The 22,394-nt window shown below is 68.5% G+C and carries 20 protein-coding genes; 11 read left to right on the forward strand and 9 right to left on the reverse strand.

Annotation, left to right across the window (positions count from 1 at the left end; genetic code table 11):
• Positions 1-10 precede the first annotated feature (10 nt).
• Positions 11-1,609 carry an ABC-F family ATP-binding cassette domain-containing protein gene (locus tag ACFM35_RS06700; RefSeq protein WP_378839986.1) on the reverse strand — a complete coding sequence of 533 codons (1,599 nt, stop codon included), beginning with the start codon at positions 1,607-1,609 and terminating at the stop codon, positions 11-13.
• A gap of 214 nt (positions 1,610-1,823) precedes the next feature.
• Here ACFM35_RS06700 and ACFM35_RS06705 point away from each other — a divergent pair, with 214 nt between their 5' ends.
• The 6 genes from ACFM35_RS06705 to ACFM35_RS06730 all read left to right on the forward strand — a co-directional run bounded on the left by ACFM35_RS06705 (position 1,824) and on the right by ACFM35_RS06730 (position 7,506).
• Positions 1,824-2,474: a biotin transporter BioY gene (locus ACFM35_RS06705; RefSeq protein ID WP_378839989.1), complete on the forward strand. Its 651-nt coding sequence runs from the start codon at positions 1,824-1,826 to the stop codon at positions 2,472-2,474.
• Between the two features lie 165 nt (positions 2,475-2,639).
• Positions 2,640-3,641, forward strand: a complete 1,002-nt coding sequence (locus tag ACFM35_RS06710) for an iron-siderophore ABC transporter substrate-binding protein (protein ID WP_378840674.1) — start codon at positions 2,640-2,642, stop codon at positions 3,639-3,641.
• Positions 3,642-3,645: 4 nt separating this feature from the next.
• A complete protein-coding gene (locus ACFM35_RS06715) occupies positions 3,646-4,692 on the forward strand; it encodes a FecCD family ABC transporter permease (protein ID WP_378839991.1) in 1,047 nt (348 codons plus the stop codon).
• On the forward strand, positions 4,689-5,741 hold the full coding sequence (locus tag ACFM35_RS06720; RefSeq protein ID WP_378839994.1) for a FecCD family ABC transporter permease: 1,053 nt from the start codon (positions 4,689-4,691) through the stop codon (positions 5,739-5,741). The genes ACFM35_RS06715 and ACFM35_RS06720 overlap by 4 nt, the downstream gene beginning before the upstream one ends.
• On the forward strand, positions 5,738-6,598 hold the full coding sequence (locus ACFM35_RS06725; RefSeq protein WP_378839997.1) for an ABC transporter ATP-binding protein: 861 nt from the start codon (positions 5,738-5,740) through the stop codon (positions 6,596-6,598). Before ACFM35_RS06720 ends, ACFM35_RS06725 begins: the two co-directional genes overlap by 4 nt.
• Complete coding sequence (locus ACFM35_RS06730) at positions 6,595-7,506, forward strand: siderophore-interacting protein (RefSeq protein WP_378840000.1); 912 nt, start codon at positions 6,595-6,597, stop codon at positions 7,504-7,506. The genes ACFM35_RS06725 and ACFM35_RS06730 overlap by 4 nt, the downstream gene beginning before the upstream one ends.
• Before the next feature lie 9 nt (positions 7,507-7,515).
• Here the strand turns inward: ACFM35_RS06730 and ACFM35_RS06735 are convergent, their stop codons facing one another.
• The 7 genes from ACFM35_RS06735 to sufB form a co-directional block, all read right to left on the reverse strand.
• Positions 7,516-8,886, reverse strand: a complete 1,371-nt coding sequence (locus ACFM35_RS06735) for an MFS transporter (RefSeq protein WP_378840003.1) — start codon at positions 8,884-8,886, stop codon at positions 7,516-7,518.
• Complete coding sequence (locus tag ACFM35_RS06740; RefSeq protein ID WP_378840006.1) at positions 8,883-10,043, reverse strand: MalY/PatB family protein; 1,161 nt, start codon at positions 10,041-10,043, stop codon at positions 8,883-8,885. Before ACFM35_RS06740 ends, ACFM35_RS06735 begins: the two co-directional genes overlap by 4 nt.
• A gap of 88 nt (positions 10,044-10,131) precedes the next feature.
• A complete protein-coding gene (locus tag ACFM35_RS06745) occupies positions 10,132-10,461 on the reverse strand; it encodes a metal-sulfur cluster assembly factor (RefSeq protein ID WP_378840008.1) in 330 nt (109 codons plus the stop codon).
• Between the two features lie 10 nt (positions 10,462-10,471).
• Positions 10,472-11,254, reverse strand: a complete 783-nt coding sequence (gene sufC / locus ACFM35_RS06750) for a Fe-S cluster assembly ATPase SufC (protein WP_378840011.1) — start codon at positions 11,252-11,254, stop codon at positions 10,472-10,474.
• A 32-nt stretch (positions 11,255-11,286) separates the two neighbouring features.
• The gene (locus tag ACFM35_RS06755) at positions 11,287-11,613 is read right to left on the reverse strand and encodes a non-heme iron oxygenase ferredoxin subunit (protein ID WP_378840013.1); all 327 of its coding nucleotides are present in this window, start codon (positions 11,611-11,613) and stop codon (positions 11,287-11,289) included.
• Positions 11,610-12,836 carry a Fe-S cluster assembly protein SufD gene (gene sufD / locus ACFM35_RS06760; protein ID WP_378840016.1) on the reverse strand — a complete coding sequence of 409 codons (1,227 nt, stop codon included), beginning with the start codon at positions 12,834-12,836 and terminating at the stop codon, positions 11,610-11,612. The genes ACFM35_RS06755 and sufD overlap by 4 nt, the downstream gene beginning before the upstream one ends.
• A complete protein-coding gene (gene sufB / locus ACFM35_RS06765; protein WP_378840018.1) occupies positions 12,836-14,254 on the reverse strand; it encodes a Fe-S cluster assembly protein SufB in 1,419 nt (472 codons plus the stop codon). Before sufB ends, sufD begins: the two co-directional genes overlap by 1 nt.
• A gap of 253 nt (positions 14,255-14,507) precedes the next feature.
• Here sufB and ACFM35_RS06770 point away from each other — a divergent pair, with 253 nt between their 5' ends.
• A complete protein-coding gene (locus ACFM35_RS06770) occupies positions 14,508-15,524 on the forward strand; it encodes a COX15/CtaA family protein (protein WP_378840020.1) in 1,017 nt (338 codons plus the stop codon).
• A 191-nt stretch (positions 15,525-15,715) separates the two neighbouring features.
• Complete coding sequence (locus ACFM35_RS06775) at positions 15,716-16,186, forward strand: hypothetical protein (RefSeq protein WP_378840023.1); 471 nt, start codon at positions 15,716-15,718, stop codon at positions 16,184-16,186.
• Between the two features lie 117 nt (positions 16,187-16,303).
• On the opposite strand, the gene ACFM35_RS06780 is transcribed toward ACFM35_RS06775, so the two are convergent.
• Positions 16,304-17,242, reverse strand: coding sequence for a heme o synthase (locus ACFM35_RS06780; protein WP_378840025.1), 939 nt, complete (start codon positions 17,240-17,242; stop codon positions 16,304-16,306).
• 296 nt (positions 17,243-17,538) lie between these two features.
• Between ACFM35_RS06780 and tkt the strand changes: the two genes are divergently transcribed.
• From tkt to ACFM35_RS06795, 3 genes are read left to right on the forward strand one after another with little or no spacing between them, the layout of a single operon-like run.
• Positions 17,539-19,659 carry a transketolase gene (gene tkt, locus ACFM35_RS06785; RefSeq protein WP_378840027.1) on the forward strand — a complete coding sequence of 707 codons (2,121 nt, stop codon included), beginning with the start codon at positions 17,539-17,541 and terminating at the stop codon, positions 19,657-19,659.
• The gene (tal, locus tag ACFM35_RS06790) at positions 19,656-20,774 is read left to right on the forward strand and encodes a transaldolase (RefSeq protein WP_378840029.1); all 1,119 of its coding nucleotides are present in this window, start codon (positions 19,656-19,658) and stop codon (positions 20,772-20,774) included. The genes tkt and tal overlap by 4 nt, the downstream gene beginning before the upstream one ends.
• A complete protein-coding gene (locus tag ACFM35_RS06795; RefSeq protein ID WP_378840032.1) occupies positions 20,771-22,393 on the forward strand; it encodes a glucose-6-phosphate isomerase in 1,623 nt (540 codons plus the stop codon). The genes tal and ACFM35_RS06795 overlap by 4 nt, the downstream gene beginning before the upstream one ends.
• Position 22,394 lies beyond the last annotated feature (1 nt).

Genomic DNA, 22,394 nt, shown 5'->3' on the forward strand with positions numbered 1-22,394 from the left:
GCAGACCTGATCAGGCGAGCGTGATCAGGTCGATGTAGTCGCGGCCCCAGATGTCCTCGACGCCGTCCGGGAGGATCAGCACGCGCTCGGGGTTGAGTGAGACGACCGCCCCCTCGTCGTGCGATACGAGCACCACGGCACCCTCGTAATGCGCGAGGGCGTCGAGGATCTCTTCACGCGACGCAGGATCGAGGTTGTTCGTGGGCTCGTCGAGCAGCAGCATGTTGGCAGAGGACACGACCAGCGTGGCCAGTGACAGACGCGTCTTCTCGCCGCCCGAGAGGACGCCTGCGGGCTTGAGCACGTCGTCGCCGGTGAACAGGAACGACCCGAGCACCTTGCGCGCCTCGGTGGCGGTGATGTGCGGAGCGGCCGACATCATGTTCTCGAGGACGGAACGCGATACGTCCAGGTTCTCGTGCTCCTGCGCGTAATACCCGATCTTCAATCCGTGGCCCGGCTCGAGCTGCCCGGTGTCGGGTTTGTCCACGCCCGCGAGGATGCGCAGGAGCGTCGTCTTCCCCGCGCCGTTCAGGCCGAGGACGACGACCTTCGACCCGCGGTCGATCGCCAGGTCGACATCCGTGAAGATCTCCAGCGATCCGTACGACTTCGACAGTCCCGATGCCATCAGCGGGGTCTTCCCGCAGGGCGCGGGCTTCGGGAACCGCAGCTTGGCCACGCGATCCTCCTGGCGGACGTCGTCCAGCCCCGACAGCATCTTCTCGGCGCGGGCCACCATCTGGTGCGCCGCCGCGGCCTTTGACGCCTTCGCACCGAAACGGGCGGCCTGCATCTGCAGCTGGGTCGCCTTCTTCTCGACGTTGACGCGTTCCTTCTTGCGGCGCTCTTCGTCGGCGACACGCTGACGGAGGTAGTTCTTCCAGTTCATGTTGTAGACGTCGATGATCTGACGGTTCGCGTCGAGGTAGAAGACGCGGTTGACCGTCTCTCCGACCAGCTCCACATCGTGACTGATCACGATCAGTCCGCCCTTGTAGTTCTTGAGGAACTCGCGCAGCCACACGACGCTGTCGGCGTCGAGGTGGTTCGTGGGCTCGTCGAGGATCATCGACTCGGCGTCCGAGAACAGGATGCGGGCGAGCTCGATGCGGCGGCGCTGTCCACCCGAGAGGGTCTTCAGCGGCTGATCGAGGATACGGTCGGGAAGCGAGAGGTTGTTCGCGATCGACGCCGCCTCGGCCTCGGCGGTGTAGCCGCCGAGCGCTTCGAAGCGCTCCGTCAGCTGACCGTACGAGCGCATCGCCTTCGCCGCGACGGCTTCGTCGGCGTCGCCCATCGCCATCGTGGCGTCGTGCATGCCCAGAGCGATCGTTCCGAGTCCGCGGGCATCGAGGATGCGCGTACGGGCGAGCATCTCGGGGTCGCCCGAGCGGGGATCCTGCGGGAGGTAGCCGAGTTCACCCGACCGCTCGACCTTGCCGTCCGCGGGCAGGAGATCGCCCGCGAGCACCTTGGTGAGTGTGGTCTTCCCCGCCCCGTTGCGCCCGACCAGACCGACCTTGTCTCCGTCGGAGACGCGGAACGAGACGTCCGACATGAGGACGCGGGCGCCCACGCGGATTTCGAGATCGTGCACGGCGAGCACAGCAGACGTCCGTTTCCTGAAGTGTGGGGAGGTGTGGCCGACGGGCCAAACCCTCAGTATAGGCGCCCCGTCCGAGCGGTCTCTGAGTGCCCCCTCGGAGGTGGGGGCGCGAGCCCGGGCAGGACGCGGACGGGCCCGGGTAAGCGCCCCCTAGGATGAGTCGGGAAACGGGGCACCGCTCCCGTCCTGCCGTCCTGCCGTCCGAAGGAGCACGATGTCACTCACCGCATCCCCCCGTCACCGCGTCCTGGCCGATCATGTGGTTCCTTCACGCTCGCGCGCACTCTCCCTGGCGACGGATGCTGCGCTCATCGCGGTCGGAACCGCCCTGGTCGCACTCGCCGCCCAGATCGTCATCCCCTTCTGGCCGGTTCCGCTGACGGCGCAGACCTTCGCGGTGCTCCTGGTGGGGACCGCTCTCGGGCCGCTGCGAGGAGTGCTCTCCCTCTCGCTGTATCTCGTCCTGGGTCTCGTGGGACTGCCGATCTTCGCAGACGGCCATTCGGGCAGCCTCTTCGCGCTCACCACGGGCGGGTTCATCCTCGGTTTCATCGCGGCCGCGGCTCTGGTCGGCGGGCTGGCGCGTCGCGCGTGGGACCGGAAGGTGCTCGGGATGTTCGTCGCCTTCCTGTCCGGAAGCGTCGTCATGTACGTGTTCGGGCTTCCGTGGCTCGCTGTCTCGCTCGCGAACTTCGGGCCGGCGGTCTGGCAGGACGCGATGGGCTACGACACCCTCATCGGCGCGAGCCTCGGCGCCGGCTTCTTCCCGTTCGTCCTCGGCGATGTCGTGAAGGCGATCTTCGCAGCGGCCCTCTTGCCGCTCGCCTGGAAGGGCGTGGGCGCGCTCGACGCGCGCAAGCGCTGACCGTCCCTTCCGCACGCACAGGAGCGCGTGTCAGAAGCCTCGTGTGGGTGCCGACGGATGAATCAGCGGGGACTCGAACGCCGTTCTGGGAGGATGTTAGGGTTTCCTTACCTATCTACCTGGAGGATCCCCGTGCCCCGCACCCGCACCCGCCTCGCCGCAGCAATGGCGACCGCCGCAGCCGCCGCCCTACTTCTCGCCGGATGCTCCGGTGCGTCCGCGAGCGGTGAGACCGCCGCCGCGCCCGGTTCGTCCGACGGCTTCCCCGTCACGATCGAGCATGCGCTGGGTGAGACGACCATCCAATCCAAGCCCGAGCGCATCGCGACCGTCGCCTGGGCGAATCACGAAGTGCCGCTCGCTCTCGGCGTGGTCCCGGTCGGGATGAGCAAGGCCACGTGGGGAGACGACGACGGTGACGGAGTCCTGCCCTGGGTCGAGGACAAGCTCGAAGAGCTCGGTGCCGAGACGCCGGTGCTGTTCGACGAGACCGACGGGATCGACTTCGAAGCGGTGGCCGACACGCAGCCCGATGTGATCCTGGCCGCGTACTCCGGCCTGACGCAGGAGGATTACGACACCCTGTCGAAGATCGCGCCCGTCGTGGCGTACCCCGACGTGGCCTGGAGCACGTCCTACGAGGACATGATCACGATGAACTCGAAGGCGATCGGCCTGCCGACCGAGGGCGAGGCGCTCATCGAAGAGCTTCACACCGAGGTGCAGACCGCCCTCGCGGATTTCCCCGAACTCGCCGAATCGACGGTGCTGTTCTCCTACTTCGATCCGGCCGATCTCAGCCAGATCGGCTTCTACACCAGCCATGACACCCGTCCCGGGTTCCTGGAGAGCCTCGGCATGCCGACCCCGACTGTCGTGGCCGACGAGACCGCGAAGAGCGATGCCTTCCTCGGCACGGTGAGCGCCGAAGAGGCCGACCGCTTCGACGATGTCGACGTGTTCGTCACCTACGGCGACGCCGACGGCGCGATCGTCGCGCAGATGCAGGCGGACCCGCTGCTCTCCCAGATCCCGGCCATCGCCGCCGGCCACGTCGCCGTCCTCGAGAACAGCACGCCGCTGGCCGCATCGGCGAACCCCTCGCCGCTCTCCATCGGCTGGGGCATCCACGACTACTTCGCGCTGCTCGCAGGCGCGCTGCGCTGATCACGTGACCGTCACGCAGACGCGCACACCGCTGCCGGACGCCGCACGCCTGCGTCGTCCGGCAGCGGTGCGTCTGGCGTGGCTGGGGGCGACCCTGGTTCTGCTCGCACTGCTCTGCGTGGCATCCGTGGCCTTCGGCACGCGCACCGTCTCGCTGACCGAGATCTTCGCGGCCCTCGGCGGCGACGTCAGCACCGTCGGTCAGGCGGCCGTCATCGCGCGAGTCCCGCGAACGGTCCTCGCCCTCCTGGTCGGAGCGGCCTTGGCGGTGTCGGGAGCCGCCATTCAGGCGGTCACCCGCAATCCGCTGGCCGACCCGGGCATCCTCGGTGTCTCGGGCGGCGCAGCGCTCGCGGTCGTCATCGGCATCGCCTTCTTCAGCGTCAGCAGCCCGTACACGACCATAGCGCTGTCGATCGTGGGTGCCGCGGGAGCCGCGGTGTTCGTCTACACGGTGGGCTCGCTCGGCGGCGGCGGCGCCACGCCGCTCAAGCTCGCGCTCGCGGGAGCAGCGACGTCCGCCGCGTTCATGTCGCTCGTGAGCGCCATCCTCCTGCCGCGTGCCGACATCATGGAGCAGTTCCGCTTCTGGCAGATCGGCGGCGTCGGCGGCGCGACCTGGGATCGCATCGGTATCGCGCTGCCCGTGCTCGCGGTCGGCGCACTCATCTGCCTCGCCACCGCGCGAGGGATGAACACCCTCGCCCTCGGCGACGATCTCGCCGCGGGACTCGGCGAGAAGGTGATGCGCACACGGCTGGTCGCGTCCGCCGGGGCAGTGATCCTGTGCGGAGCCGCCACCGCGATCGCCGGTCCGATCGGCTTCGTCGGTCTGGTGATCCCCCACTTCTGCCGACTGCTCGTCGGCACCGACCACCGTTGGCTCATCCCCTTCTCCGCGCTCACCGGCGCCGGGCTGCTGGTCACGGCCGACATCATCGGCCGAGTGGTGGCGCGCCCGTCCGAGATCGAGGTCGGCATCATCACCGCTCTGGTCGGCGCACCCTTCTTCATCTGGATCGTGCGGCGCCAGAAAGTACGCGAGCTGTGAGCACCCGCCTGGCTCCGGCCCATTCCGCCGTGCAGGATGTCGCGAGAGGGCGCCGCCGCCGCACCCGGCGTCGTGCGCTCATCACGGGCGTGCTTGCGGCCGCCGTCCTCGTCGTGTTCGCGGCGTCGCTCATGGTCGGCAACACGTTCTACGGGCCCGGCGAAGTCCTCCGCGTGATGCTCGGGCAGACCGTGCCCGGGGCATCCTTCGCCGTGGGCGACCTCCGTCTGCCGCGCGCGACTCTGGGACTGCTGTCGGGTCTCTGCTTCGGCGTCGCGGGCGTCACCTTCCAGACGATGCTGCGCAACCCTCTGGCCTCGCCCGACATCATCGGCATCTCCGCCGGCGCCAGCGCCGCGGCGGTGATCGCCCTCATCGTGCTGTCGCTCGACGAGGCGACCGTTTCCGTGTTCGCGCTCGTCGGAGCTCTCCTCACCGCGGGAGCGATCTACCTCCTCTCGAATCGCGGTGGTTTCGCGGGCACCCGCCTCATCCTGATCGGCATCGGCGTGGCCGCCATGCTCGACAGTGTCGTCACCTATGTCCTCTCGCGCGCCGCCACCTGGGATCTGCAGACCGCCATGCGCTGGCTGACCGGCAGTCTCAACGGAGCCACCTGGCAGACCGTCGTCCCTGTCGCGATCGCCTGCCTGGTCCTCGTTCCGTTGCTCCTCTCGCAGGCCCGAGGGCTCGGCGTGCTCCGACTGGGCGACGACTCCGCTGCGAGTCTCGGCGTGCGCGTGGGTCGTACCCGCATGGTGCTCATCATCGCGGCCGTCGCCCTCCTGGCCATCGCGACCGCCGCGAGCGGGCCGATCGCCTTCGTCGCGTTCATGGCGGGTCCGATCGCCGCACGCATCGTCGGCCCGGGTTCCTCGCTGCTGATCCCGGCCGGATTCGTCGGTGCCCTGCTGGTGCTGACGGCTGACCTCATCGGGCAGTTCGCCTTCGACTCCCGGTACCCGGTCGGCGTCATCACCGGCGTGCTCGGCGCGCCCTATCTCATCTTCCTCCTCATCAGGATGAATCGTTCAGGAGGCGCGCTATGACGCACGCGCACAGTCTCGCGGCAGAGTCCGTGGTTCTCGGCTACGGCGACCGCACGATCGTCGACCACCTCGATCTGCAGATTCCGCCCGGCGAGATCACGGCCATCGTGGGGGCGAACGGATGCGGCAAGTCCACGCTTCTGCGTGCACTGGCGCGCCTGATCGCGCCACGATCCGGCCGGATCGTGCTCGACGGCAAGGCGCTGCACACCGGGCACTCGAAGGAGATCGCGCGCACGCTCGGGCTGCTGCCGCAAAGCCCGATCGCACCAGAGGGGATCGCGGTCGCCGACCTCGTGGGCCGCGGGCGCCACCCTCATCAGAAGCTGCTCGCCCGCTGGAACGACCGCGACTACCAGGTCGTGGCGGACGCCCTCGCCGCGACGGGCACGACCGATCTCGCGGACCGAGCCGTCGACGAGCTCTCCGGCGGCCAGCGCCAGCGGGTGTGGATCGCGATGGCCCTCGCGCAGGAGACCGACATCCTGCTGCTGGACGAGCCGACGACCTTCCTCGACGTGGCGCACCAGATCGAGGTGCTCGACCTGCTCACCGACCTCAACCGCGACCGGGGCACCACGATCGTCATGGTGCTGCATGACGTGAACCTCGCTGCCCGCTATGCCGACCATGTCTTCGCGATGCGGGAGGGGCAGATCATCGCCGAGGGGCGGCCGGGCGAGGTGATGACGGCGGAGCTCATCCGCGAGGTCTTCGATCTCGAGTGCGTCGTCATCCCCGATCCCGTCTCGGGCACGCCCATCGTCCTGCCGCGCGGCCGCCATCACGTCCTGCCCCGGGCGGTCGAGCCGGGCGCTGCCTCACGCTCGCCATCCGAACCGGAGATCTTCTCATGACGTCCACCGCCATCCGCACGGCACGCTTCTTCCGCGCCCGGGTCACGGCCATCACCGACCTCACGCCCAGCTTCCGCCGTTTCACCTTCGGTGGCGACGACCTCGCCGACTACGGCGACCCGGGTTTCGATCAGCGCGTCAAGGTGGTGTTCCCCGCGCCGGAGGCCGGCCTGGACACCATGCCCGTCGACGACGCCTGGTACGCCACGTGGCGCGACATGCCCGAGGATGCTCGGCCGACGTTCCGCACCTACACCACGCGAGCGGTGCGGAACCTCAGGAACGAGGTCGACATCGACATGGTTGCGCATGATGTGCTCGGTCCCGCGTCGGCGTGGATCGAGCAGGCGTCCGTCGGAGACGAAGTCCTCATCTGCGGGCCGACGACGGCGCACGAAGGTGTCAGCTTCGGCATCGACTTCGTTCCGCCGGCGCGGTCCGAGCGCATCCTCCTCGCCGGCGATGAGACGGCCGCGCCCGCGATCGCCGTGATCCTCGAGCAGCTCGCCGCGGACGCCCGCGGCACGGTGGTGCTCGAGGTCCCGCACGCCGACGACATCGCTTATCTGCCGCGGCACCCGGGTTTCGACTACGTCGTCGCAGCGCGCGGAGACGGTGCGCGGCACGCGCACCTCGTGCGGGCGGTGGAGGATGTGGCAGCGCAGCTCGTACCGGAGGGCAGAGGCGCCGAAGTCGAGGAGATCGACATCGACTCCGACATCCTCTGGGAGGTGCCGCGCACCGCGAAGGGCGGCGCCGCCCTCAAGAGCGCGCCGCTCTACGCGTGGCTCGCGGGCGAGGCCGGCGCGATCAAAGCACTGCGGCGGCACCTGGTCACCGATCACGGGGTCGACCGCCGTGCCGTCGCGTTCATGGGCTACTGGCGACTCGGTCGCGCCGAGAACTGAGCCGGGCGGTCAGTCCCCGCCCGTGTCGTGGACACGGCCGAGCCTGAGACCCGGGACGACCGCGCCGAGGGCGAGCACCAGTGCGATGCCGAACGCGGCCGCGAAGGCGACCCCGGTTCCCGCCAACGAGGTGAACACGAGCCCCATCACCGCGATCGCGGTCGCGGCGCCGATGGAATCGGCGATGGACAGTGCGGACGAATTAAAGCCCTGATTCTGCGGCCGCGAGTACGCGAGCGTCAGCACGGTCAGCCTCGGATACATCAACCCCATGCCCAGCCCCGACAGCGTCCAGCCGATGATGGCGACGGCGGCCGGCAGATGCAGGAGCGCGGTGAGGCCGGCGATCGCGATCGCGGCGGCCAGCTGCGTCGTGCCGAGAAGGGTGATACGGGCGTTGCCGATGCGGTCGCCGTGGCGGCCCTGCACCTGTGCGCCGAACGCCCAGGCGAGCGCCGAGGCCGTGAGCCCGAGACCGGCCCAGGTGGGTGAGAACTCGTATTCGTCGATGAGGAGGTACGGCACGTAGATCTCTGCGCCGAACAGTGCGCCCGCGATCAGGCCGCGCATCAGCACGACGCTCGGGAGACCACGGGCGATGCGCAGGGTGCCCGAGGGGAGCAGCGGCTTGATGGCGATCACGAGGAGAACAGCGGATGCGACGACCGCCGTCCCCGCCCATCCGCCGAGTTCACCCGAGACGCTGAGGAGCAGCGCGGCGACCGCCACGCCGACTGCCCACAGCAGACGACCGACCACGGGCTCGTGCACGGGCTCGGCGGTGCGGACGTCGCGGCCGTGGAGGCGGGCGAGCACGGAGGCGAAGGCAGCGACGGTGAGGATCGCGACGCCCAGGAACACCCATCGCCAGTGCAGGTACTCCGTCACCGCTCCCGCGAGAAAGGGCCCGATCAGCGAGGGGACCACCCACGCCGCCGAGAACGCCGCGAACACCCGTCCATGCAGGGCAGCCGGGTACACGCGCGCCACGACCACGTACAGGGCGACGGTCTGGCCGCCCGTACCGAGGCCCTGGATGAGCCGGCCGACCACCAGAGTCGGCATGTCACCCGCGAGGCCCGCCAGCGAGAGGCCGATCACGAACAGCACGACGGCGGTCGTGAGCGGAGCCACGGGGCCCGACCGATCGGCCCAGGCGCCGGCGGCGACCATTCCGATGACACTCGTCGCGAGGGTTCCCGAAAACGCCACGGCGTACAGTGCTGCCCCATCCAGATCTGCGCTGACCACCGGCATGACCGTCGCCACCGCCAACGACTGCAGTGCAGCAAGGAAGATCAGTGCCACGGCACCCACCGTGACGGCGACGTACTCGGCGCTCCAGATGCCGGGCCGTGCGCTGCGATCGGTTGCGCTCACAGCGCGCGGAGCGCACCGATACGCCTCACCGCCTCGGCGAGCAGGTCCGGGGAGCACGCGAAGTTGATGCGCACGTGCCCGATCCCCTCGGTCCCGAAAAGCGGCCCGTGGTGGAGCGCGACTTTCGCGTCCCGCAGGATCCGACGAGACGGATTGTCTCCCCAGCCGTAGGCCGACACGTCCACCCACCCCAGGAACCCCGCCTCGGGCGGGAGGAAGCGGGACTCGGGGAGGTGCTCGGCGAGCAGCCCGGCGAGCAGGCCCCGGCTCTCCAGGAGCGTCGCGCCCAGGCTGTCCAGCCACTCGTCGCTCTCGGCGGAATAGGCCGCGACATTGGCCAGGGCTCCGAACAGACCGGTGCGCCACTCGACCTCCCAGGGCAGCGACTGCAGAACGCTTGCCTGTGCGGGGCCGCCGGCGATCATCACCGCGCACTTCAGACCGGCGAGGTTGAACGTCTTGCTGGCGCTCGTCACGGCGTACCCGACGCGGGATGCCGCGTCCGACGCGGCCAGGAACGGAACGAAGGTGTGCGGAACATGCGTGAGCGGGGCGTGGATCTCGTCGCTGACGACCACAACTCCGAACCGTTCGGCGAGTTCGGCGAGTGCTGCCAGTGTCGCCGCGGAATGCACCGTCCCCGTCGGATTGTGCGGGCTGCACAGCAGGACCGCGCGAGCGCCTCGGATGAGGGCGGCTTCCAGGGCGCCGAGATCGATCTCCCAACCGGTCGTGGTGCGAGCGAGCGGGACACGCTCGACCACGCCGCCCGCCTCCTCGACGGTGTCGAAGAACGGCGGGTAGACGGGAGGCATGACCACGACGCGGTCGCCCGGGTCGATGACGCGTCGGAGGATCTCGACGACCCCCATCATCACGTCGCCCGTCCAGCGGACCGCGGCGGGGTCGATGCGCCATCCCCACCGACGCTCGGCGAAACCGACGAACGCTTCGCTCACACCGGGCTGGGGAGGCGTGTAGCCGGTGTCTCCGAGCTCGACGGCGCGCGTGAGGGCGCGTGTGATGGCGGGGGCGAGGGCATAGTCGGTCTCGGCCACGAAGAGCGGCAGCACGTCCGCGGGGTAGCGCCGCCATTTCGTGCTCGATCGCTGACGCAGCTCTTCGATCGGCAGCGCCTGGAGGAGTGTCGCGTTCACCGTTCGAGCCTATCGACGACGCTCCGTCGGCTTCGCGCCGCGCGTCGCAGAAGGACGCACGGGCCCACCCGACCTCGCGACCCCGGGGTCAGATCGCGAAACCCAGAGCCCGCATCATGTCGCGCCCGTCGTCGGTGATCCGTTCCGGACCCCACGGCGGCATCCACACCCAGTTGATGCGGAAGCGGTCGACGACCGCATCGAGCGCCTGGGCGGTCTGCTCCTCGAGCACGTCGGTCAGCGGGCACCCGGCGGATGTCAGCGTCATGTGGATGACCAGCGCGTCGTTCTCGTCGTCCCAGGCGAGATCGTAGATGAGGCCGAGGTCGACGACGTTGATCCCCAGCTCGGGATCCATGACGTCTTTGAGAGCCTCGGTGACATCGTCGTACTTCTCGGGCGTGAGGGTCGCAACCATGGCGGTGATCCTACGCGTCCAGGTCGGCGGAGCCCTCGAGCACCGGCTCGGTGAAGCGGTCGTAGCCCTCGTCCTCGAGGCGGGTGGCCAGTTCCGGACCGCCCTCCTCGACGATGCGACCCGCCACCATCACGTGGACGAAGTCGGGATGGATGTACCGCAGGATGCGCGTGTAGTGCGTGATGAGGAGCACGCCGAGGCCGGTCTCGGCCTTCGCGCGGTTGACGCCCTCGGAGACGATCTTCAGCGCATCGACGTCGAGACCGGAGTCGGTCTCATCGAGGACGGCGATCTGAGGGCGGAGCAGCTCGAGCTGGAGGATCTCGTGACGCTTCTTCTCGCCGCCGGAGAAGCCCTCGTTGACGTTGCGCTGAGCGAACTTCGGGTCCATCCGGAGGTTCTTCATCGACGCCTTGACGTCTTTCGTCCACGTGCGGATGGGCGGGGCCTCGCCGTCGATCGCGGTCTTCGCCGTGCGCAGGAAGTTCGTCACCGTCACGCCGGGGATCTCGACCGGGTACTGCATCGCGAGGAAGAGGCCCGCGCGCGCACGCTCGTCCACGGTCATCGCCAGCACGTCGTCGCCGTCGAGGGTGATCGTTCCGCTCGTCACGGTGTACTTGGGGTGACCGGCGATCGTGTAGGCGAGGGTGGACTTGCCGGAGCCGTTGGGTCCCATGATGGCGTGCGTCTCGCCCGTGCGGATCGTGAGCGTGAGGCCGTTGAGGATGGGGGTGGTGCCGGCTTCCGTTTCGACCGTCACATGGAGGTCACGGATTTCGAGGACAGACATTCTGTGCTTCCTTCGTCGATTCGATTCGGTGGTCACGGTGCCTTGAGCACGGAGGGATCGATGAGCACATCGTCCCCCTCGATCGTGACGGCGTAGACCGGGACCGGTTCGTACGCGGGGAGGTTGAGGGGCTTGCCGGTGCGGAGCGAGAAGGCGGATCCGTGCGCCCAGCATTCGAGCGTGTCGCCTTCCACGAATCCCTCGGCGAGTGAGATGTCGCCGTGCGTGCAGGTGTCGCCGATGGCGTGGACCTCGCCGGCCGAGTCGAGCACCACGGCGATCGGAACGCCGTCCACTTCGAAGCGGACCGCGGCATCCTGCTCGAGCTCGCTGAGCGCACAGACGCGCGACGCACTCACGAGGAGGCTCCGGCGACCAGATGCTCGGAGGCGAGAAGCTCGCGTTCGATCGCCAGGTTGATGCGGTCCTCGAGTTCGGTCACCCCGATGCGCTGGACGATCTCGGCGAGGAATCCGCGGACGACCAGGCGACGCGCTTCCGACTCCGAGATGCCGCGCGACTGGAGGTAGAAGAGCTGCTCGTCGTCGAAACGACCGGTTGCACTCGCGTGACCGGCCCCGCGGATGTCGCCGGTCTCGATCTCGAGGTTCGGGATGGACTCGGCGCGAGCGCCGTCCGTGAGCACCAGATTGCGATTCGCCTCGTAGGAGTCGGTCCCGGTGGCGTTCGGACCGATGAGGACGTCCCCGATCCACACGCTGCGCGCAGACTCCCCCTGGAGCGCGCCCTTGTACAGCACGTTGCCACGCGTCTCGGCGCCTTTGTGGTGCAGATACACCTGGCTCTCGAGATGCTGCCCGGCATCGGCGAAGCTGAGACCGAACAAATCACCGGACGAGCCGGTGCCCGCCAGTTCGACGGAGGGATTGATACGGGCGACGCCGCCGCCGAGGCTGACGACGATGTGGCGCAGGTTGGCATCGCGGTCGACGCGAGCCTGGTGCGCCGAGGCGTGCACTGCGTCGTCAGCCCAGTCCTGCACCGTGATGACCGTGAGGTGCGCCCCGTCGCGGACGACGATCTCGACGTTCTGCGCGAAGTCGGCCGACCCCGTGTGCTCGAGGATCACCGTGGCGACCGACTGCGGCATCGCTTCGATGATCAGGTGCGCGGTGCCCTTGCGGCCCGCGCCCGATCCTTCGATGCGCACCCGGATCGGGTCCTCGAGTTCGCGACCTGCGGGAACACGGAGGTGCAGAGCGTCTGCCGACCGGGTCCAGGCGATGGCACTGGCGCGGTCCTCGGGGCGGAAGACCTCTCCGCGCACCGGCGCGTCCCACCCCGTCGAATCGACGATGATCCCCGCGGGCGCATCGACGTCGTAAGTCAGCGCGCCGGCATCCGACTCCTCGTCCTGGAAGATGGTGCCGAGACGTGCGACCGGAACATGCTTCCAGTTGACCTCGCGACCGGTCGGGACGGGGAAGTCCGCGACCGCATAAGACCAGGGACGGTCGGATCGGGTCTGCACGGGGACGAAAGCACCGTCGGAGTGCGCAGTGCTGCCCGCGACAGGTGCCCCCGACGGTGTGGTCGCCGGGGCTTGGGTGAGCGAGACCATCAGCCCACGGACCCTTCCATGCCCATCTCGATGAGCTTGTTCAGTTCCATGGCGTACTCCATCGGGAGCTCGCGAGCGATGGGCTCGATGAAGCCGCGGACGATCATGGCCATGGCCTCGTCCTCCGGCATGCCCCGACTCATCAGGTAGAACAGCTGCTCCTCGCTGACCTTCGAGACCGTGGCCTCGTGGCCGAGCTGCACGTCGTCGACACGGATGTCGATCGAGGGATACGTGTCGGAGCGCGAGATCGAGTCCACGAGCAGCGCGTCGCAGCGGACCGTGTTGGCCGAGTGGTGCGCGTTCGCCTCGACCCGCACCTCGCCGCGGTAGCCCGCACGACCGCCGCCGCGCGCGATCGACTTCGACACGATGGATGACTGCGTGTACGGCGCCATGTGGACCATCTTGGCGCCGGCGTCCTGGTGCTGACCGGGCCCTGCGAAGGCTACGGAGAGTGTCTCGCCCTTGGCGTGCTCGCCGACCAGGAAGATCGACGGGTACTTCATGGTGACCTTCGACCCGATGTTGCCGTCGATCCATTCCATCGTGGCGCCCTCGTGCGCGATCGCGCGCTTCGTCACGAGGTTGTAGACGTTGTTCGACCAGTTCTGGATCGTCGTGTAGCGCACACGCGCATTCTTCTTCACGATGATCTCGACGACCGCGGAGTGCAGCGAGTCGCTCTTGTAGATCGGCGCCGTGCAGCCCTCGATGTAGTGGACGTAGGAGTCCTCGTCGGCGATGATCAGCGTCCGCTCGAACTGGCCCATGTTCTCGGTGTTGATGCGGAAGTAGGCCTGCAGCGGAATCTCGACGTGCACGCCCTTCGGGACGTAGACGAACGATCCGCCCGACCACACCGAGGTGTTCAGCGCCGCGAACTTGTTGTCGCCGGAGGGGATCACGGTGCCGAAGTACTCTTCGAAGAACTCCGGGTGCTCGCGGAGCGCCGTGTCGGTGTCCATGAAGATGACACCCTGCTCTTCGAGGTCCTCGCGGATCTGGTGGTACACCACCTCGGACTCGTACTGCGCGGCGACGCCGGCGACGAGCCGCTGACGTTCGGCTTCGGGGATGCCGAGGCGTTCGTAGGTGTTGCGGATCTCCTCGGGGAGCTCCTCCCACGTGGTCGCCTGCTTCTCGGTCGAACGCACGAAGTACTTGATGTTGTCGAAATCGATGTCGCTGAGGTCTGCACCCCACGTCGGCATCGGCTTGCGACCGAACAGGTCAAGCGCCTTGAGGCGGTTCTTGAGCATCCATTCGGGCTCGTTCTTGAGCGCGGAGATCCCGCGCACGACGCTCTCGCTGAGTCCGCGCTGCGCAGCGGCTCCCGCGGCATCCGCGTCGTGCCATCCGAACTCGTATTGGCCGAGACTTGCGAGCTCGGGTCGATCGATCAGCACATCAGACATGAAGTCACTCTCCTCTGGGCCACAACGGTGTCATCCGCCCCGGCATTCCGCTTCCCAGGAAGTCCGGGGAGTGGGATGCCGCTGGTGGGCCCTCTCAAGTGGCGCCGTCTTGCGCGCCTACACTGTCAGTGGAGCGGATCGCTGAAATCATCCGCATCCCGACCCCCCGATTCTACAGGCTTCGCCGTCCCCCGGGCAGACGGAGCCACCTCCCCGCTCCCGCGGGGCGCGTCGCACCTGAAGGCGAGACAACATGTCCGCGGACCGCACCATCGACACCCGTCCATCGCTCCTGCGAGCGCTCCGAGACCGGCTGCCCCGCACGATCGACCGGCGGGTGGTCGTCGCCGCCTGGGCGACCCTCGTGGTGCAGATCGGCATCGTCGGCACGGGCGGCCTGGTCCGTCTGACGGGCTCGGGTCTCGGATGCCCGACCTGGCCGGAATGCACAAACGGCTCCCTCGTGGCGACACCGGAAATGGGCATCCACGGTGTCATCGAGTTCGGCAACCGCCTGCTGACTTTCGTCCTGGCGATCGTGGCGATCGCCATGTTCCTGTTCGTGGTGCGGATGCGGCGCACACGGCGCGATCTGTTCTGGCTCGCCCTCGTGATCGGCCTGTACATCCCGCTGCAGGCGGTGCTGGGCGGTATCACGGTGCTGACGAACCTGAACCCGTACGTCGTCGGCCTCCACTTCTTCGCGTCCGCGATCCTGGTGGCGCTGTCCGCGCTCCTCGTGGCGCGGGTGTACGCCGTGCCGGGCCCGCGCGCCCGTGCGGTCCCGCGCTGGTATTCGGCGCTCGCCTGGGCGACGGCTGTCCTGACGGTGGTCACGGTCGTCGTCGGCATCCTCGTCACCGGGTCCGGTCCGCACGCCGGTGACGGCGGCGCCTCGAGGAACGGGCTCGACCCCGAGCTCATGCAGCACGTGCACTCCTGGCCCGCCTACGCGACGTTCGGACTCACTCTGGCGCTGCTCATCGGCGCACGCTGGACGGGTGCCGCCCAACGGCTCACCCTGTGGGCGACGCTGTTGCTGTCGGTGGAGGTGGTCCAGATCGTCGTCGGTGTGTGGCAGGCGCGCAGCGGGCTGCCGATCGTGCTCGTCAACATCCACATGGTGCTCGCGATGCTGCTGATCGCGGCGATGACCGCCGTGCTCGTGCACCTCACGCAGGCCGTCTCTCCTGTTCCCCTCGCCCCCGCGGACGACGAGGTCTCGGACCACATGCGTCCCGGCTCTGCGGCGCCGGCCATCCGTCGCTGACGTCGCGGCCGTGCGCGCGCACCCCTCGCCGATCGGCGTGCCGAGGGCGCCCGTCGCCGTCGCTCCCGATCCGCGCGGTCGGGGCGCGCACAGCCCACGCATAGGATGCGGAGAGGATCCGCATGGGTAGAGACCCCAGGCTGACCGAAGCCGCACTCGATGCGGCTCCCCCACCGCAAGGAGCATCACACATGTCCGTTCGTCCCCGCCTGATCCGCAGCATCCCGTTCTGGGTGCTCCTCATCGGCTCGATCGCCAGCGCCGCCCTCGGCATCTGGCTCGTGCTCGACAAGATCGGCACCATGACCTCCACGATCACCGACGGCAGCGCCACAGGTGTCGAGGTGTACGCAGGCCAGGCCTGGGTCACCGTCGGGGCAGGCCTCCTCACCGCCGGTCTGATCGGCCTCGTGCTGGTGCTCACCCTGGCCGTCGTCCGGTCGTTCCTGCCCGCGGCCGTCGTCGAGGAGATCGAGATCGCGGCGTCCGACGACTTCGACGAGGACCTCGACACCCTCCCCGCCGCCGCCCCCGCGGCGGCAGCCCCGTTCACCGACACGGACACCGTGGTGGAGGTCGACGACGCCGACGGTCGGATCGTGGGATACGAGCCCGCGCCCCGGACGCAGACCGATGCCGGAGAGACCACCGGCGCCCGCTGAATCCAGAACACGCGCCGCTCGTTCATTGCGGCGCCGTGCGTGAGGGTCCTCTGGCCGCCCGGACGCGCCCGACCCGTCGCCCGCGTCCGGCCGACCAGCAGACCGTGACGGCGACCGCTAGAACGGCAGCAGTGGGTCGATCGCGATCGAGACGAACAGAAGCGTCAGATACGTGATCGACGCGTGGAACACCCGCATGGGCCGCGGCTCGGTTCCGCGGACCGCCCGCGTGTAGAGACGGTGCGACTCGTAGACGAACCACCCGCCGAACACCAGCGCCGACACCGTGTACACCAGGCCCATCGACGCCACCGGGATCAGCAGCAGGGAGCAGGCCACTGTCGCCCACGCGTACAGGATCACCTGGAGCCCCACCTCCGAACCGCTGCGTGTGGCGCCCAGCATGGGAACGTCCACGTCCTCGTACTGATCCTTGTACTTCATCGACAGGGGCCAGTAGTGCGGCGGCGTCCAGAGGAACACGAGCGCGAACAGGATCATCGGCGTCCACGCCAGCGATCCCGTGACCGCGGTCCATCCGATCAGAACGGGGAAGCAGCCGGCGATCCCGCCCCACACGATGTTCTGCTCGGTGCGGCGCTTGAGGATCATCGTGTAGATCACGACGTAGAAGAAGATGGCGCCGACGGACAGCACGGCCGCGAGCCAATTCGTCGTCAGGGCGAGCCAGACGGTGGATGCCGCGGCCAGCGTCCACGCGAAGACGAGCGCGCCGCGCGGTGACACTTCGCCGGTCACGAGGGGCCGATTGACGGTGCGCTGCATGTGCGCGTCGATGTCGCGGTCGAGGTACATGTTGAACGTCGCGGCCGACCCGGCGCTGAGCGATCCGCCGACGACGGTCGCGAGCACGAGCCACAGGTTGGGGAGCCCGCCCTGCGCGAGGATCATGACGGGGACGGTCGTCACCAGCAGCAGTTCGAGCACGCGCGGCTTCGTGAGGGCGACGTACGCGCGGACCTTGCGACCGAAGGTGCGACCAGCGACCGGAACGGTCGCCGTCGACGGGACTGAGATGCCCGTCGAGATGTCCATTTTCCCCCGTTGTACCGCCGCCGTGAAGACGCTCCAAGTCTAGGGCATGAGCATCCACGGTCGATCCGAGGAGGCGTCCGTCATGGCCCCGCATCGCCGACGGCGGGGTGGTGGATGCGTAACACCCATGACCCCGGCGACGCAAGGGTCGTCGCACAACGACGCTTCCCCCCATTGCCGCGGGCGCCTTCGCTATGCTGAAAACACGCGCGCCCATGCGCCGTTCCCCCCTTTCTCCTCACGGATGTCAGCTGCGGACGGGCTGGTCTGGGCGCTTCCTCGAGAAAGGCGGCCGGGTGTCGGCTCTGCAGTGGGATGAAATCGATCGGCGCTCCGTGGACACGGTTCGTGTTCTGGCAGCGGATGCAGTGGAGAAGGTCGGTAACGGCCACCCCGGCACGGCGATGAGCCTCGCGCCCGCCGCGTACCTCCTCTATCAGCGGGTGATGCGGCACGACCCGTCGGACACGCACTGGGTGGGGCGCGACCGCTTCGTCCTCTCGGTCGGGCACTCGTCGCTCACCCAGTACATCCAGCTCTACCTGGGTGGGTTCGGTCTCGAGCTGAAAGATCTCGAAGAGCTGCGCACGTGGGGCTCGCTGACTCCGGGCCACCCGGAGTACGGGCACACGAAGGGTGTCGAGATCACCACGGGTCCGCTCGGTCAGGGTCTGGCGTCGGCCGTCGGGTTCGCGTACGCCGCACGGTACGAGCGCGGACTCTTCGATCCGGATGCTGCGGCCGGAACGTCACCGTTCGACCACTTCGTCTACGTCATCGCGGGTGACGGCGACCTGCAGGAGGGCGTCACCTCCGAGGCATCCTCCCTCGCCGGTCACCAGGAGCTCGGCAACCTGATCGCGATCTACGACTCCAACCAGATCTCGATCGAGGACGACACGAACGTCGCCTTCACCGAAGACGTCGCGAAGCGCTACGAGGCGTACGGCTGGCACGTGCAGACGGTCGACTGGAAGAAGACGGGCCAGTACGTCGAGGACGTCGCCGAGCTGAACGCGGCGATCGACGCCGCGAAGGGCGAGACCGCGAAGCCGTCGATCATCATCCTGAAGACGATCATCGGCTGGCCCTCCCCCGGAAAGCAGAACTCCGGCAAGATCCACGGCTCCGCCCTCGGCGGCGACGAGCTGAAGGCGACCAAGGAGGTCCTCGGGTTCGACCCCGAGAAGTCCTTCGTCGTCGCCGACGACGTGCTCGCGCACACCCGCGAACTCGTCGAACGCGGAGCAGCCGAGCACGCCGAGTGGCAGGTCGGGTTCGATGCCTGGGCAGACGCCAACCCCGAGGCCAAGGCCCTGTTCGATCGCCTCTACGCCGGCGAGCTCCCGGAGGGTGTCGCCGATGCGCTTCCCGTGTTCGAGGCGGGGAAGGACGTGTCGACCCGCGCGGCATCCGGAACGGTCATCAACGCGCTCGCTGCGGAACTGCCCGAGCTCTGGGGCGGATCGGCGGACCTCGCGGAATCCAACCTCACGACGATCAAGGACGCGAAGTCGTTCATCCCGGCGGAATGGTCCACCCACGAGTGGACGGGCAGCCCCTACGGTCGCGTGCTGCACTTCGGCATCCGCGAGCACGCCATGGGCGCCATCATCAACGGCATCAAGCTGCACGGCCCGACACGGCCGTTCGGCGGTACGTTCCTGATCTTCTCCGACTACATGCGCCCGCCCGTGCGTCTCGCAGCGCTCATGAACATCCCGTCGCTGTTCGTGTGGACGCACGACTCGGTCGCCCTCGGCGAGGACGGTCCCACCCACCAGCCGATCGAGCAGCTCGCGACGCTCCGGGCGATCCCGAACTTCGCCGTCGTCCGCCCCGCGGACGCGAACGAGACCGCGGTCGTCTGGCTCGAACTCCTGCGCCGCAACGCCGGACCCGCCGGTCTCGCGCTGACCCGCCAGAACATCCCGGTGTTCGCCCGGGGCAAGGGCGAGGCGTCCGACGACACGTTCGCCTCGGCCGACCTCGCCGTCAAGGGCGCCTACGTGCTGGCCGAGGCGCCGGGCGGAACGCCCGACGTGATCCTCATCGCGACGGGCTCCGAAGTGCAGCTGGCCGTCGATGCGCGCGAGACCCTGGCCGGTGAAGGCGTGAACGCCCGGGTCGTCTCGGTGCCCTCGCTCGAGTGGTTCGACGAGCAGGATGCCGCCTACCGGGAGTCGGTGCTTCCCGCCGCCGTGAAGGCTCGAGTCTCGGTCGAGGCCGGGATCGCGCTCACCTGGCGTGACATCGTCGGCGACGCCGGCCGCTCGATCTCGATCGAGCACTTCGGCGCCTCTGCCGACTACAAGACCCTTTTCCAGAAATTCGGCATCACGACCGAAGCCGTCATCGCGGCGGCGCGCGAGAGCATCGCCGCCGCCGGCACGAGCAACTCCGAGGAGAACGCATGAGCACCCCCACCGCAGACCTTTCCGCCGCAGGCGTGAGCATCTGGCTCGACGACCTGTCGCGGTCGCGCATCACGTCCGGCAACCTGCAGGAGCTCATCGACACCCGTGACGTCGTCGGGGTCACCACCAACCCGACGATCTTCCAGGGTGCGATCTCGGCCGGCATCGGCTACGAAGAGGCGATCTCCGCCCAGGCGGCGAAGGGGGCGAGCGCCGACGACACGATCTTCTCCCTGACGACCACAGATGTCCGCAGCGCGTGCGACATCTTCCTTCCGATCTATGACGCGACGAACGGTGTGGACGGGCGCGTGTCGATCGAGGTCTCCCCCGACCTCGCCCATGACACCGATGCGACGACGGCTCAGGCCGCAGAGCTGCACAAGGCCGTCGATCGCCCGAACGTGCTCATCAAGATCCCCGCCACGAAGGCGGGCCTCCCGGCCATCACCGAGACCATCGCAGCGGGCATCAGCGTCAACGTCACGCTGATCTTCAGCCTCGAGAGGTACAACGATGTGATCGATGCGTACCTCGCCGGGCTGGAACGGGCGCGGGACGCGGGCATCGACCTGGCCGGCATCCACTCCGTCGCATCGTTCTTCGTGTCGCGCGTCGACACGGAGGTCGACAAGCGCCTCAAGGCCATCGGCACGGACGAGGCGACCGCGCTGCTGTCCAAGGCCGGCATCGCCAACGCGCGCCTGGCCTATGAGCTCTACGAGCAGAAGTTCGCCGAGGAACGCGCTACCGACCTTCAGGCGCTGGGCGCCAACCCGCAGCGTCCGCTGTGGGCATCGACGGGCGTCAAGGATCCCGCACTTCCGGACACCCTGTACGTGACGGAGCTCGTCGCGGAGGGGACCGTGAACACGATGCCCGAGAAGACCCTTCAGGCGACGTTCGATCACGGCGTCATCACCGGTGACACGATCACGGTCAACTACGCGGACGCGCACGCCGTCATCGACGGTCTCGCCGCCGTCGGCATCGACATCGCCGATGTCACGCAGGTGCTCGAGGACGAGGGCGTCGAGAAGTTCATCGCTTCCTGGCACGATCTGCAGGAGACGACGGCGGCCGCGTTGAAGGACGCCTCCGAGGCCGCACGTTGAGCTTTGACATCCACCTCACCGGGCGGGTCAAGTCGGTCGTCGACCAGACCCTCCCGGCGCTGATCGCCGATCTGGTCGCATCAGGCATCACGGCGCAGGACTCGTCGCTGTGGGGAGCCGCCGCCGAGGCGGGGGCAGCCCACCGTCTGGGCTGGGTCGAGGCGGTGAGCGTCTCGCGCCCGCTGGTGCCCGAGATCGATGCGCTCCGCGCTCAGTACGTGACCGCCGGCGTCACGCGCGTCGTGCTCGCCGGAATGGGGGGCTCCTCACTCGCTCCCGAGGTCATCGCGCAGACCGCCGGTGTTCCGCTGGTCATCCTGGACACGACCTCCCCCGGTCAGGTCCTCGCGGCGATCGACGGCGACAGCGAGTCGGGCGGACTCGAGCAGACCGTCCTCGTCGTCTCCTCGAAATCGGGCTCGACCGTCGAGACGGACTCCGCGAAGCGGGCGTTCGAGGCGGCCTTCCGAGACCTCGGCATCGATCCGCTCGAGCGGATCGTCGTCGTCACCGATCCCGGCTCACCGCTCGACGAGACCGCCAGAGCGGACGGATACCGCGTGTTCAACGCCGACCCGACCGTGGGCGGGCGCTATTCGGCGCTCACGGCGTTCGGTCTCGTGCCCAGCGGCCTCGCGGGCGTGGACATCTCCGAACTGCTCGACGAGGCCGAGGCCACGCTCCTCGAGGTCGCGATCGACAGTCCCGAGAATCCCGCCCTGGTGCTGGCCGCAGCGATCGCGGGCGGTGAGCCCCGACGCGACAAGCTCGGACTGATCACCGACGGAACCCACATCGTCGGACTCCCCGACTGGATCGAACAGCTCGTCGCCGAGTCGACGGGCAAGGACGGCACCGGCATCCTTCCGGTCGTGCTTCTGCCCGTCTCGCCCGAGCTGGACTCCCTGCCCGAAGATCTGCAGATCGTGCGTCTGGTCGACGAGGCGAATCAGTTCCACTTCCGCGAGCACCATCACGGCGAGGTGCTGATCAGCGGCTCTCTCGGCGCGCAGTTCATCGTGTGGGAATACGCGACCGCGATCGCCGGACGGATGCTGGGGATCGATCCGTTCGATCAGCCCGATGTCGAATCGGCGAAGGTCGCCACCCGAGGTCTGCTCGACGCACGCCCCGAACGTTCTGCACCGGCCTTCGTCGCGGACGGCGTCGAGGTCCGCACCTCCGATCCCGCACTCGCAGCCTCCGGCACGATCGCGGGCGTGCTCGACGCACTCTGGGCGCGGATCCCCGCCGACGGCTACGTCAGCGTCCAGGCGTATGTCGATCGTCTGCGCGTGGACCGGCTGCAGGGGCTGCGCGAGCTCGTCGCCGCCGACTCCGGCCGGCCCACGACCTTCGGCTGGGGACCGCGGTTCCTGCACTCCACCGGGCAGTTCCACAAGGGAGGTCCGGCTACGGGCGTGTTCCTCCAGATCCTCGAGCGCACCGACGTCGATCTGGAGATTCCCGGCCGTCCGTTCACCTTCGGCCAGCTGATCGAGGCGCAGGCCGCCGGAGACGCCGGGGTGCTCGCCGAGCAGCACGGCCGACCGGTCGTCACGCTGACCCTGACGGATCCACAGATCGAAGTACTGACACTTTTCGAGGCGGCGCAGTAGA

It is taken from the genome of Microbacterium songi, from assembly GCF_042747925.1.
Lineage (GTDB): Bacteria > Actinomycetota > Actinomycetes > Actinomycetales > Microbacteriaceae > Microbacterium.